This window comes from Pelomonas sp. Root1237 (assembly GCF_001425055.1).
Taxonomy (GTDB): domain Bacteria; phylum Pseudomonadota; class Gammaproteobacteria; order Burkholderiales; family Burkholderiaceae_C; genus Pelomonas.
On sequence record NZ_LMDK01000019.1, the window covers coordinates 50,239 to 63,835 of the forward strand.

A 13,597-nucleotide genomic window follows, 5' to 3' on the forward strand; every position below is an offset into this window, starting at 1 on the left:
TGGGGGTCGCCGCGCCTGCTTCTTAGAATTCGTTGCCCCTAACCCTAGGGGGTAGATTCAGGAGATCCCTTGAAGCCCGTGACCTTCGCTGCCATCAGCAGCCTGGCCCTTGCCGTGGCCCTGTCGGCCGCAGCCCCCCTGCAGGCACAGACCGCGCCGCCCAAGCCCGTTCCCAGTCTCGAGCAGATCTTCCGTGCCGAGCCTTATCGCAGCGAGCCCGCCAAGGACGCCGATTTCAGCCGCAGCGGCCGCTACCTCGCCTGGCTGTGGAGCCCGTTCGGCGAGCCCGGCACCGATCTCTGGGTGCACGACACCAAGACCGGCAAGACGCAGCGCATCACGTCGCCCCAGGTCATGGCGGCCTTCGAGGCGCCGGAGGACATGGAGCGCTTCGACAAGAAGCTCCGGCAGCGCAACACCGAATACGCCGAGCGCCAGGCCCGTGAGGTGGCGCAGCAGGCCTATCTGCGCGGCGAGAAAGTCGACCTGGCGCAGTGGGAAACCGCCGCGATTGCCACGCTGAAGAAGGAGCTGGCCGAGAAGAAGGCCAAGGACGACGCGCAAAAGGCTGCGGACAAGGCCGAGGCTGAGCTCGAGAAGCAGGCCATGGCCGCGCTGGCTGCAAAGCGCGCCGGCAAGCCGGTGCCTGCGGCAGCACCGGCATCGGCCGCCTCGTCGCCCGACAAGGACAAGGAAAAAGAGCTGTGGGAGCTCCGCGACGAGCTGAAGAAGAAGCTGGCCCGCGACAAGCTCAAGCCCGCCGATCTCTATCCCGGACCGAGCCAGTTCGCCTGGGCACACAAGGCCGACGAACTGGTCTTCCAGTACCGCGGCGGCCTCTACCGCTGGAAGGCGGACGACAAGATCCCCACCGTTCAGCCGCTGGTGGCCACGCAGCGCGACCTGAAGCTCGTCGCCTACACGGCCGACGACAGCGGCGTCATCTACACGGACGAGACCCGCGTGCTGCGCAGCGGCTTCAAGCAGACCGGCGTGCAGGTCATCAACCGCGAGCTCATCCACCCGGACGACGAGCAGAAGAAATACAAGATCGACCAGACGGCCATCAGCGAGGACGGCCGCTGGATGTCGCTGCTGGCCAAGGCGCCGCTGAAGACGGCCGACGACAAGCCGGCGCCGCCGCCCAAGCAGGTCGAGATCATGAACTACAGCGAGCGCTGGGCCACGGCCAAGAAGGTCAACCGCGAGGTGTCCGACGACAAGCGCAACCAGCAGCCGCTGGCCCTCTATATCCGCCAGTTGCCCACCGGCAATGAGCCGCCCCGCAAGCAGCCTGCGCCTGTGTTCACGCAGAACGGTGGCGATGTCTGGTTCGAGATGAGCGATGTGGCCTGGGCCCGTGACGGCAGCCGCTATGCCTTCACGACCTGGGAGCGCGACAAGGAGCTGCTGCGCGTCTACATCGGTAAGACTTCTTGCCCCCAGCCGTCGGGTACGACGGCTGCCCCCCAAGGGGGCGCTGCAGGCCTTGGGAGCGGCCCGGCGGCCTGCGACGAATCCGCCAAGCCCGAGATGGTGCTGGAGCGCCGCGGCGAGGTCGGCCACGAGGTTGTCAACGTGCTCAAGCCCCGCTTCACGCCCGACGGCAAGACGCTGGTGCTGGCCCTGGACGAAGCCGGCTGGCGCCAGCCCTATGCCATCGACGTGGCCACCAAGGCGCTGCGCCCCCTCGTCAAGGGCGAGTTCGAGGCCCACCAGGTGATCGGCTTCACGGCCGACAGCAAGGCCATGTTCGTGCTGGCCAACCAGGGCGACATGGCGGCCATGAATGTGCTGCGTGTCGACCTGGCCAGCGGCGCCACCCAGGCCCTGGGTGCAGCGGGCGAGTACCACCGCGCCGCGGCGGCCTCGGAGGACGGCCGATGGGTCGGCGCCGTGGCCGGTAACTGGGCCCAGCGCCCGGAGCTCAAGCTGCTGGCCACTGACGGCAAGACGCCGGCGCGCACGCTGACCGACAGCAATGACAAGGCCTGGGGCGAGTTGAAACTGTTGCGGCCCGAACGCTTCAATTTCACCAACCGTCATGGCGACCGCATCGAGGCCTATGCCTTCAAGCCCGCCAGTTGGACCGCGGCCGACAAGCGCCCAGCCATCGTCTACGTCTATGGCGGCCCGCTGAACGACCGCCACATCGTCGAGGTCGACAGCTTCCAGAACACCGCCTATCTGTTCGGCCAATACATGGCCGCCAGGCATGGCTATGTGACCATCGCCGTCGACCCGCGCGGCCACAGCAACTATGGCCGCAAGTTCTCTGACGCCAACTGGGAGCGCCCCGGCGAGCCCCAGGCCGAGGACCTGGAAGACCTCGTCAAGTTGCTGCCCACGCAGTTCGGCGTGGACGCCCGGCGCATCGGCCTGAACGGCTGGAGCTTTGGCGGCTTCCAGACCCAGTACACGATGTATACGCGACCCGACCTGTTCGCCGCCGGCATCGCGGGCGCCGGCCCGACCGAATGGGAGAACTACAACAGCTGGTACAGCGGCCGCACCATTGGCAAGGCCACGGATCGCACCAAGCCGGTGTTGCGCAAATACTCGCTGCTGCCGCTGGCCAAGGGCCTGAAGAAGCCGCTGATGCTGGTGCACGGCATGCAGGACCCGAACGTGCTGTACCAGGACACCGTCAACGTCTACCGCGAGTTGCTGGATTCGGGCAAGGAGTCGCTGGTCGAGCTCTTCCTCGACCCCGACGGCGTGCATGCCATGGGTGGTGTCGTCAAGCCCGCCGGCTGGCACCGCAGGTACGAGGCCTTCTGGCTGCGCAACCTGGGCCGCGCGACTCCCTGAGAAAAATCAGGGCAAGGGCCGCAGTTGCGTCGCCAGCACCTCCTCGGCCACCTTCTGGCCGAGGCGGTAGCCCACGTCCACCGAGTTGCGGAAATGCACGCCGCTCCAGACGCGTGAATTGGCCAGCTCCTGGCCCATGGCCTCGGGCGAGCTCCAGCTGCGCGTCATCGACAGCGCCGAGTTGACCCAGACCAGTGGCGCCTGGCTGTCGCCGCGGAAGTCCTTCAGCAGAGCCTGCAGCGTGCCGCCGCCGACCGCGCCGCCCGAGGGGTAGTCACTGTTGGGCGGCGTGTGGATCAGCGGTTCCCAGCTCGCGTCGCGCAGCTTGGCATCGGCAAAGGCACCGCGCAGCGCGTTGTAGGGCCGCCAGTGGCGGTACTTGGTCTTGATGCCGGTGTAGACGATGCGCGAGTCCAGGTCGGCCATGTCCATCAGGGCCAGCATGCGCGCGAACTCAAGCGGCGTGGCCTTGGTGCTCTCGGCCAGCTTCTTGAGCATCGCCACGGCGTCCTCCCCCTCGCCGGAGTTCCAGAACAGCGCGATGACCGACTGCTCGCCCGTGCGCTGCGTGCTGACGCGCCCGCCGACGGCCTTGACCTCGGCCAGGTCGCGCAGCGCCACGGCGCTGCCCACGGCCGGCGGCGGGCCAGGGTCGTAGGCCGCCACGTCCTTGATCGCGAAGGGCTTCATGCGCGCCAGGCCGATGCCCGACTCCTGCTTGTACTCGGGCGTCAGCACATGGATGCCCGGCGCCGGCTCGACCTTGGGCGGCTCGACGCGCGCGAAGCTGTCATCCGCCCGCGCGGCCAGCAGCGCCAGCGCGACGCGCCGGCCCAGCGCCACGCCCTTGGCACGCGCGGCCGCGTCGGTCACGGCTTTCAGCGAGGCCTCGTAGGTCTTGTCGAGCAGGGCCTGGTCGGCGCCCGGCACGTTGCCGAGCACGACGCGGGCGGCGGAGGCGACGGCCGCCTCCGGCGAGGCATCCGGCACCGCCGCCGGCGCTGCGCCATAGGCCTGGTAGCGCGGCGTGATCGCATTCAGCGCGTTGAACATCGCCAGGTCGGTCAGCAGCGTCGCGGGCAGGACCTGACCACGCGGCGACTTCTGCAGCACCTTGGGCGTGGCTTCGGCCCAGTCGCTGACGACATCGGCGCGCACCGGCGCGATCAGCAGCGCCAGCAGCAGGGCGCAGAGCTTGAGCATGAGGTTCTCCCTGGAAGAAAGACGGCGACGCTACGCCGCGCGGACGGCCTGCGCAATGAGGAGCGACGCCCTGACCTGCCCTAAGCTGTCGGCCATGGTGACCCCGCCCCTGCCGCCCGACGAAGACCGCCGCCTCGCCCGCCTGGCGGCGCTGAGCGTCATGGACACCGAGCCCGAGCCGCTGTTCGACCACCTCACCGCCCTGGCGGCGCAGATCTGCGGCACGCCCGTCGCCCTGCTCGGCCTGTTGGACGAGCGCCGTCAGTGGTTCAAGGCCGCCGTCGGTTTTGGCCGCAGCGAGACGCCGCGGGCCCAGACCTTCTGTGCCCACACGCTGCTGGCCGATGGCCTCTTCGAAGTGCGCGATGCCCGGCTGGACGCCCGCTTCGTCGACCACCCCGATGTGCTGGCCCGCCCCGCGCTGCGCTTCTATGCCGGCGTGCCCATTCGCCTGGACGACGGCAGCCACCCCGGCACCCTGTGTGTCGTCGACTTCCAGCCGCGCGAGCTGACCGAGGCGCAGCGCGAGGCCCTGACCCGCCTGGCCGACGCCGCAGCCGAAGCGCTGATGATGCGCGAGCGCGCCTTGCGTGGCGCCGACCTCGAGGCGGCGGAACAGCCCTTCCAGGTGCTGGCCGAGACGGCACCGCTGGGCATCTTCCGTACCGACGCGGCAGGGGACTTCATCTTCACGAACGCAAACTGGCAGCGCATCTGCGGTCTGCCGGCGCGTGCTGCCCTGGGTGAGGGCTGGGCAGCCACGCTGACGACCGAGGACAGCACGTCGGTGCTGGCCCACTGGCGGCGCTGCGTTGCCCAGCGTCAGGCATTCGAGATGCGCTACCGGTTGCGCCGCGGCGGCAACGGCCACGGCGTGCGCCAGGTCTGGACCCGTGCCCGGCCGTTGCTGGCGCCCGATGGCGGGTTGCGCGGCTATGTCGGCATCACCGAGGACGTCACCGACCGCATCACCGCCGAACGCGAGCTGCGCGACAGCAAGGCCCTGCTGGACCGCACCGGCCGCGTCGCCGGCATCGGCGGCTGGAGCCTGGACCTGCAGACCGAGGAGCTGGTCTGGAGCGACCAGACCTGCCGCATCCACGACCTCGAGGCCGGCCACCGGCCAACGCTGCAGGAGGCCATTGGCTACTACAAGCCCGAGGCGCGCGCCGCCATCGAGGCGGCCGTGCTGCGCGGCATGCAGCACGGCGAGCCCTGGAGCCTGGAGCTGCCGCTGGTGACGGCCAAGGGGCGTGAGATCTGGGTGCTGTCCCAGGGGCAGGTCGACTGGCAGGACGGCGTGCCGGTGCGGCTGGTAGGCGCCTTCCAGGACGTCACCGAGCACCACCGCGCGGCTGTCGAGCTGGAGCACAACCGCCAGCGCCTGCGCGCGCTGTACGAGTCGACGCCGGCGCTGATGCATTCGGTAGATGCGGCCGGCCGGGTGCTCAGCGTGTCCGACCGCTGGCTCGAGCGCCTGGGCTACAAGCGCCAGCAGGTCATCGGTCGCGCCATGGACGACTTCATGACACCGGAGTCGTCGCAGCAGGTGCGCGAGGTCTACCGCCCGGCGATGTGGCGCGACGGCCATGTCGGCGACTGCCCCGTGCAGCTGATCTGCGCCGACGGCCGGCTGCGCGACGTGCTGGTCTCGGCGGTCGCGGAATACACGGCCGACGGCCGGCCACTGCGTGCCCTCGCCCTGGTGGATGACATCACCGAGGACCTGCAGCGCCGCGCCGAGCTGGCGCACGAGCAGCGCATGCGCCGCCAGACCGAGCGCCACGTGCAGGAGCTGGACCAACTGCTGCATGAGCGCTCCGAGATGCTGGACGTACTGGCCCACGAGGTGCGCCAGCCGCTGAACAACGCCAGCGCGGCCCTGCAGGGCGCGGCCGCCAGCCTGGCCGGCCGCGGTGAGCGCCAGGCCCAGGAGAGGCTGAACCGCGCCCAGGCCGTGCTCGGCCAGGTGCTGGCCGGCGTCGACAACACGCTGGCTGCGGCCAGCCTGCTGGCGGGCGGCGGGCGCATCGCGCGCGAGGACACCGACATCGACACGCTGATCGCCGTCACCATTGCCGACCTGCCGCGCGAGCAGCGCGACCGCATCGTCGTGCATCGCCACACGGCCACCCGCACGGCGCTGATGGACATGAGCCTGCTGCGCCTGGCCTTGCGCAATCTGCTGTCCAACGCGCTGAAGTACGCGCGCGGCGTCAGCCCCGTGACCCTGCATGTCATCGATTTTGATGAACCCGCCGTGCTGCAGTTCGAGGTGGCGGACGCCGGCCCCGGCATTCCGCGCGAGCTGCTGCCCCGCCTCTTCACCCGCGGCGCGCGCGGCAGCGGCGGCACTGAGTCGGCCCACGGCCTGGGCCTGTACATCGTGCGCCGCGTGATGGACATGCATGGCGGCACGGCGGAACTGTTGCGCACCGGCCCATTGGGGACGGTCATGAGGCTGACGCTGCCCCAGGCCGACTAGAGCGGACTAGACTCGCGCGGCCCCTCTCCGGAGTGGCAACGCATCCGATCCCCGTGGTGTGAACAGGCCCTGTCCCGCGATGCCCTTGCGCCCCGATGTCGCCGTGTTGGAGGATTTGGCCGACCTGGCCTGGTCGGGCCAGCACCAGCGTCTCATCGACGTGAGCGCGGGCTGGCGCGGCGACGCCCGGGTGCTGGAGCTGCGCGTCGAGAGCTTCATCGCGCTCGGCGCCCTGGCTGCTGCGGCCGATGCCGCCGCGGCCTTGGCCAAGCTGGCCGAGGGCCGTCCCGCCTGGCGGCTCCGCGCCCGCCTCGCGCTCGGGCTGGTGCAGATGCGCCGCGGTGAACTGCTGGCGGCCATCGCCACCGCCGAAGCCGCATTGGCCGAGGCCGGCACTGACGCACTCGACCGTGCCTATGCGCTGGCCCTGCTGGCCGAAGCCCAGTGCCGTTGCCAGCTGGAGCCCGAAGTGGCGCTGGGCCGGGTGCACGAGGCCGCCAAGCTGTTTGCCGCCGCCGGCAAAACTGTGCCCCGGGGCCGCTGCGGTTATATCGAATCCCTGCTGCTGGGCATGCTGGGTTTCGTTGCCGAGGCGCGCGCGGCGGCCGAGGCCGCGCTGGCGCTGGCGCTGGCCACTGGCGACCTGCTGGGCCAGGGCAATGCCTACAACGCCCAGACCTTCAACAACCCCGACCTGGCCGACTGCCTGCATCTGTGCAAGCTGGCGCTTGCGGCCTATGCCGCGGCCGGCTATGCCGAGCGCCAGGGCACGGCCATCCACAACATCGGCAACCATTACGTCACGCTGGGCCTGACGCGCCGCGCGCGCCGCCACTACCTGGCCGCGCTCGCGATCTGGCGCCGCAGCGGCGCGACGGCGCTGCTGCCCTACACGCTGACGGCGCTGGCCCGGCTGGACCTGGAGGGCGGCGCGCTGGCCGAGGCGCGCGCCTATGCCGGCGAAGCCGAGTCCCTGAGCCTGGCGCGCCAGAACCCGGGCTTTCGCTCCGAGATCGCGCGCCTGCAAGGTGAGCTGGCGATGGCGGAAGGCGATGCAGCGACTGCAGCGGTGCAGTTCCGCCTGGCGCTCGACCATTCGCCATCGGCCGCCCAGCGCATGGCCGACCTCGGCCTCATCGCCTGGGCCGAACTGGGCGCCGGCGACCTGCAGGCGGCGTTGAATGCCAGCGCCGAGGCCGCCCGCCTGCACTGGGCCCAAGGCCTGGCGCCGCTGGAGAACCTGGACCTGCCAGCCCTGTGGTGGCGGCGCTGCGAGGCGCTGCGTGCGGCCGGCCGCCGCCGCGAGGCCGGCGTGGCGCTGGCGCGGGCCTATCGCTTCGTCTGCCTGCGCCTGGCCGGCTTGTCCGACGAGGGCTTGCGGCGCAACTCGCTGAACAAGCGGCCGGTGGCGCGTGCCGTCGTGCAGGCCTGGCTGGCCGACGGCGGCAGGCCGCGTCATCTCAATGGCGCCGCGCATCTGGACGAGCGCTTCGCCCGCCAGGTCGACGTCGGCCTGCGCCTGGCCGAGCTGGCCACGGGCACTGAGCTGCATGAGTTCCTGGTCGACGAATCGGCCGAGATCAGTGGCGCCGAACGCGTGCTGCTGGTGCTGGAGTACGGCGGCAGCCTGCGCCACATCGCCAGCCATCTGATGCCGCAAGGGGAGGCCGGTGGCGAGGAGGCGCTGCTGACCGCCATCACACCCTGGCTGGATGAAGCGCGCGGCAGCCGCGCGGCGGCCCTGCGCATCGGCCCCGAAGGCGTGCCGGCCGTGCAACAGCGCTCCTGCCTCATCGCGCCGCTGATCGCCGAGCGCGAGCTGGTCGGCTACCTCTACGCCGACCTGGACGGGGCGTTTGGACGCTTCCGCGAGGGCGACCGCGATCTGCTCGTCATGCTGGCCGCCCAGGCCGCCGTCGCGCTGGCCAACCTGCGGCTGCGCGAGGGCCTGGAGCAGCGCGTTGCCGAGCGCACGGCCGAGCTGCTGGCCAGCAAGGCGCAGGTGGAGCGCCGCGTCAACGAGCTGGCGATGCTGAACAACCTGCAGCAGAGCCTGTCGCCGGAGCTGAGCTTCGAGGCCATCATCCAGCGTGTCGGCGACCGCCTGTGCGAGCTGCTCGAGACCCGGGACATCGGCATCCGCTGGTATGACCCGGCCAGCGGCCTCAACCACTACCTCTACGAGCTCGAGCACGGCGTGCCCATCCAGCTGCCGCCGGAGCGGCCGGCGCCGGACGGGCCCTTCGAGCAGATGCGCCGCACGCGCCAGCCGCTGGTCTGCCGCAACGTGGCCGAGATCGCCGCCGCCGGCCTGCTGGCGGTGCCAGGCACCGACCAGGCGCTGTCCTTCGCCAACGTGCCCATCATCGGCAACGACCAGGTGCTGGGCGCCATCCTGGTCGAAAGCTATGAACGCGAGAACGCCTTCAGCGAGGCCGACGTGCGCTTCCTCAGCACGGTGGGAGCCAGCGTCGGCGTGGCGCTGGAGAACGCGCGCCTGTTCGACGAGATCCAGCGCCGCACGCGCGAGAGCGCGGCCCTGGCCGAGGTGGGCCGCGAGATCTCCTCCACGCTGGACCTGGCCACGGTCATGAACCGCATCGCCGTGCATGCCAAGGAGCTGCTGGACGCCGACAACAGCGCGGTTTTCGTGCCGGAGGAAGAGGGCGGGGGCGCGGCGCGGCGCTACCGCGCCATCGTCGCCGTCGGCAGATACGAGAGCGAGGTGCGCGACGCCGTCATCACGGCCGGCGAGGGCATCATCGGCTCGCTGATCGCCAAGGGCGAGCCCGGCGTCATCAACGCCGCGCGCGACGACCCGCGCGGCGTCCGGATGGAGGGCACCGAAGAGGACCCCGACGAGCGCATGATGGTGGCGCCGTTGCGCGCCGGCCAGCGCGTGCTGGGCGCCCTGACCGTCTGGCGCCAGGGCGGCCAGCCGTTCCGCGACAGCGAGCTGAGCTTTCTGGTGGGCCTGAGCCTGGCGGCGTCGGTGGCGATGGAGAACTCGCGCCTGTTCGGAGAAGCCCAGGCCGCCAAGGCCGTGGCCGAGCAGGCCAATGCGGCCAAGAGTGCCTTCCTGGCGACGATGAGCCACGAGATCCGCACGCCGATGAATGCCGTCATCGGCATGAGCGGCCTGCTGCTGGACTCCACGCTCGACGGCGAGCAGCGCGACCACGCAGCCATCATCCGAGAGGCCGGCGAGGCGCTGCTGACCATCATCAACGACATCCTCGACTTCTCGAAGATCGAGGCGGGCCGCATGGACATCGAGAGTGCGCCCTTCGTGCTGCGCGATTGCGTGGACGCGGCCGTCGACCTGATCGCGCCGCGCGCCCGCGAGAAGGGCCTGGCGCTGGCCGTCGACATCGCGCCCACTGTGCCCGCTGGCATCAATGGCGACGTGACCAAACTGCGCCAGATCCTGCTGAACCTGCTGTCCAACGCGGTCAAGTTCACCGAGGCAGGCAGCATCACCGTCGAAGTGGAGGCCGCTCCGGCCGAAGGCGGCGTGGAGCTGCGCTTCCTTGTGCGCGACACCGGCATCGGCCTGGGCGCTGAAGCCCTGGCCCGCCTGTTCCAGAGCTTCAGCCAGGCCGATGCGAGCACCTCGCGCAAATACGGCGGCACGGGCCTGGGCCTGGCCATCAGCCGGCGCATGGCCGAGCTGATGGGCGGACGCATGTGGGCCGAGAGCGACGGCCCGGGCCGCGGCGCGCGCTTCGGTTTCACGCTGCGCGCCACGGTGGCGGCCGACCTCGTGCCCAGCCCGCGCCGCCAGCGCGCCCAGCCGGTGGCGACGCAGCACCTCGCCGAGCGCCACCCGCTGCGCATCCTGCTGGCCGAAGACAACGTCGTGAACCAGAAGCTGGCGCTGCGCCTGCTGCAGCAGATGGGCTACCGGGCCGACCTGGCGGCCAACGGCGTCGAGGCTCTGGAAGCCCTGCAGCGCCAGACCTATGACCTCGTGCTGATGGACGTGCAGATGCCCGAGATGGACGGGCTGGAGGCCAGCGCAGAGATCAACCGGCGCTGGCCCGAGAGCCGGCCACGCATCGTGGCGATGACCGCCAACGCGATGGCCGGCGACCGCGAGGCCTGCCTCGCCGCGGGCATGGACGACTACGTCACCAAGCCCATTCGGGTCGAAGCCCTGGTCGATGCCCTGTCGAAGGCGCCGCAGCGCCAGGACCATTGATATGAAAGTCAGCCCCTCGCCCGGTCTTGCGCCGCTGGACGCGGGCCAGCCCAGTCGGTTCCCCGGGGGGACGGCGATGCTTGCCGGATCGACCGGCAAGCACATCGCCCACCGGGCCGGCTTGGGGCGGCCCGGCGCTCGGCCCGCATGCTCTTTCATGCATCGCGAGTGCCGCGAATGCGGAATGGATAGCTGACATGACGACCGCCCGCAGCGCCGACCCGACCGACGTCGAACAGCTCCGACACGCGCTGGCGCAGCGCGAGGCCGAACTGGCCGTCATCAACGCCGTGCAGCAGGCCCTCGTGGGCCAGCTGAGTCTGCAGGGCATCTATGACCTGGTCGGCGACAAGTTGCGCGAGATCTTTCGTGGCCGCGACGTCGGCATCCGCGCCTTCGACCTGGATCGTGGCCTGCAGCACTTCCCCTACCTCGTCGAACGGGGCCAGCGCCTGTGGCCGGATTCGATGCCGCTGCAGTCGCAGGGCGTCGCCCACCACTTGATGACGACCAGGCAGACCCTGCTCGTCAACCGCGATGCCAAGGCGGTTCTGCTCGGCCTCGGCAGCGCCCCGCCGGCGGGCACGGAAATTCCGCGAGCCGTCGTCCTGGTGCCGCTGGCCAGCAACGGCACCGTGCGCGGCGCCATCGAACTCAACGATTTCGAGCGCGAGGACGCCTTCGGCGACTCGGAGGTACGCCTGCTGGAAACCATTGCCGCCAGCACCAGCCTGGCGCTGGACAACGTGCAGTTGTTCAACGAGACGCAGGGTGCGCTGCAACGCCAGACGGCCAGCGCCGACATCCTGCGCGTCATCAGTTCCTCGCCCACCGATACGCAGCCGGTCTTCAATGCCATCGTGCTGACGGCTGTACGCCTGCTGAGCCTGGACTGGGCCGCTTTCGTGCGTGTCGAAGGCAGTCAGTATCTGTCCCGGGCCGTGGCCACGCCCGCCGGACTGGAAACCGGGCGATGGACCGAGCCGGTGACCATCGACCCGGAAGCCAACTTCCCCTCCCAGGCCATCGCCTGGAAGCGCACGGTCCACATCCCGGACTGGGACGCGATCGAACTGCCGCCACGCCAGCAGATGATTCGGGCCGTCACCGGCGCGCGTACTTCGCTGTGCGTGCCGCTGCTGCGCGAAGGCGAGGCTGTGGGCGCAATGATGTTGTTCCGCAAGCGCCCGGGCGGCTTCACCGCCAAGGAGATTGCGCTGGCCGAGTCCTACCGCGACCAGGCCTTGATCGCCATCGAGAACGTGCGGCTCTTCCACGAGGTCCAGGCAGCCAAGGCAGCTGCAGAAGCCGCCAACGAAGCCAAGAGCGCCTTCCTGGCGACGATGAGCCACGAGATCCGCACGCCGATGAATGCCGTCATCGGCATGAGCGGCCTGCTGCTGGACAAGCCACTTAATGACGAGCAGCGCGACTTCGCCGCCACCATCCGCGACAGCGGCGACGCGCTGCTGACCATCATCAACGACATCCTCGACTTCTCGAAGATCGAGGCCGGGCGCATGGACATCGAGGCCCAGCCCTTCGACTTGCGCGACTGCGTCGAGTCGGCCCTGGACCTGGTGGCGCCGCGCGCCGCCGAGAAGCGGCTGGACCTGGCCTATCTGTTCGAGGGCGATGTGCCGACCTCGGTGAACGGCGACCTGACGCGGTTGCGCCAGATCCTGCTGAACCTGCTGTCCAACGCGGTCAAGTTCACCGAGGCGGGTGAGGTCGTGCTGACGATCACCGCGCAGCCTCGTGGCGAGCAGTACGAGGTGGGCTTCACCGTGCGCGACACCGGCATCGGCATGAGCGAGGCCGCCCTGGCCAAGCTGTTTCAGAAGTTCAGCCAGGCCGATGCCAGCACCAGCCGCAAATACGGCGGCACCGGCCTGGGCCTGGCCATCTCGCGCCTGCTGGCCGAGCTGATGGGCGGGCGCATGTGGGCCGAGAGCGCCGGGCCAGGCCATGGCTCCAGCTTCCACTTCACGATCGTGGCCCCGCTGGCGGAGCCGCAGACGATGGCGCGGCGCGAGTTCTTCGGCCCGCAGGTTGCCCTCAAGGGCCACCGCCTGCTGGTGGTCGACGACAACGCCACCAACCGGCGCGTGCTGGCCCTGCAACTGGCCAAATGGGGCCTGGTGCCGCTGGACACCGAGTCGCCCGAGCAGGCCCTGCAATGGCTGCAGGCCGGCGAGCGCTTTGACCTGGCCATCCTGGACATGCACATGCCGGGCATGGATGGCGTCGAGCTGGCTCGCCGCATGCAGCCGCTGGCGCCCGCGCTGCCACGGGTGCTGTTCAGCTCGCTGGGCCGCAAGGAGATTGGCGATGCCGCAGACGCCTTTGTCGCCTATCTGCACAAGCCCCTGCGCCAGAGCCAACTGCACGACATGCTGATGGCCTTGCTGGCCGGCAAGGCGGCGGCGGCAGGCGATGCCCCGGCCGCGCCGCGGCTGGACCTGGGCCAGGCCGAGCGCCACCCGCTGCGCATCCTGCTGGCTGAGGACAACGTCGTGAACCAGAAGCTGGCGCTGCGCCTGCTCGGTCAGATGGGCTACCGGGCGGATGTGGCCAGCAACGGCATCGAGGTGCTCGAAGCGGTGGCGCGCCAGACCTATGACCTGGTGCTGATGGACGTGCAGATGCCCGAGATGGACGGGCTGGAGGCCGCGCGGCGCCTGCGTGCGTTGCCGCAGTGCCCAAGCATCGTCGCGATGACGGCCAACGCCATGCAGGGGGACCGCGAAGCCTGCCTGGCGGCGGGCATGGACGACTACGTGACCAAGCCGATTCGGGTGGAGGCGCTGGTACAGGCCTTGCAAGCCGTGCCGGTGCGGTCATGATGCGGTGCCCGGTCCGGGTGCAGTTGAAGGTGCACGGCTGCATGGATGGGG

The 13,597-nt window shown here is 70.1% G+C and carries 5 protein-coding genes; 4 read left to right on the forward strand and 1 reads right to left on the reverse strand.

Annotated features, from left to right (window positions below; genetic code table 11):
* Positions 1–78 precede the first annotated feature (78 nt).
* Positions 79–2,811 (forward strand): prolyl oligopeptidase family serine peptidase, encoded by a 2,733-nt coding sequence (locus ASC91_RS23125; protein WP_235532092.1) that lies wholly within the window; start codon positions 79–81, stop codon positions 2,809–2,811.
* Between the two features lie 6 nt (positions 2,812–2,817).
* Here the strand turns inward: ASC91_RS23125 and ASC91_RS23130 are convergent, their stop codons facing one another.
* The gene (locus tag ASC91_RS23130) at positions 2,818–4,014 is read right to left on the reverse strand and encodes a vanadium-dependent haloperoxidase (RefSeq protein WP_056202695.1); all 1,197 of its coding nucleotides are present in this window, start codon (positions 4,012–4,014) and stop codon (positions 2,818–2,820) included.
* Between the two features lie 94 nt (positions 4,015–4,108).
* On the opposite strand from ASC91_RS23130, the gene ASC91_RS23135 reads away from it, so the two are divergent.
* The 3 genes from ASC91_RS23135 to ASC91_RS23145 all read left to right on the forward strand — a co-directional run bounded on the left by ASC91_RS23135 (position 4,109) and on the right by ASC91_RS23145 (position 13,546).
* A complete protein-coding gene (locus ASC91_RS23135; protein WP_056202698.1) occupies positions 4,109–6,499 on the forward strand; it encodes a PAS domain S-box protein in 2,391 nt (796 codons plus the stop codon).
* A gap of 79 nt (positions 6,500–6,578) precedes the next feature.
* Entirely contained in the window at positions 6,579–10,700 is a 4,122-nt protein-coding gene (locus ASC91_RS23140; RefSeq protein ID WP_056202700.1) for a GAF domain-containing protein, read from the forward strand.
* Positions 10,701–10,897: 197 nt separating this feature from the next.
* Positions 10,898–13,546: a response regulator gene (locus ASC91_RS23145; RefSeq protein ID WP_056202703.1), complete on the forward strand. Its 2,649-nt coding sequence runs from the start codon at positions 10,898–10,900 to the stop codon at positions 13,544–13,546.
* Positions 13,547–13,597: the final 51 nt, after the last annotated feature.

Coding starts and splice junctions, on each gene's coding strand:
- ASC91_RS23130 (WP_056202695.1), bottom strand. CDS start 4,014: ATGCTCAAGCTCTGCGCCCTGCTGCTGGCGCTGCTGATCGCGCCGGTG.
- ASC91_RS23135 (WP_056202698.1), top strand. CDS start 4,109: ATGGTGACCCCGCCCCTGCCGCCCGACGAAGACCGCCGCCTCGCCCGC.
- ASC91_RS23140 (WP_056202700.1), top strand. CDS start 6,579: ATGCCCTTGCGCCCCGATGTCGCCGTGTTGGAGGATTTGGCCGACCTG.
- ASC91_RS23145 (WP_056202703.1), top strand. CDS start 10,898: ATGACGACCGCCCGCAGCGCCGACCCGACCGACGTCGAACAGCTCCGA.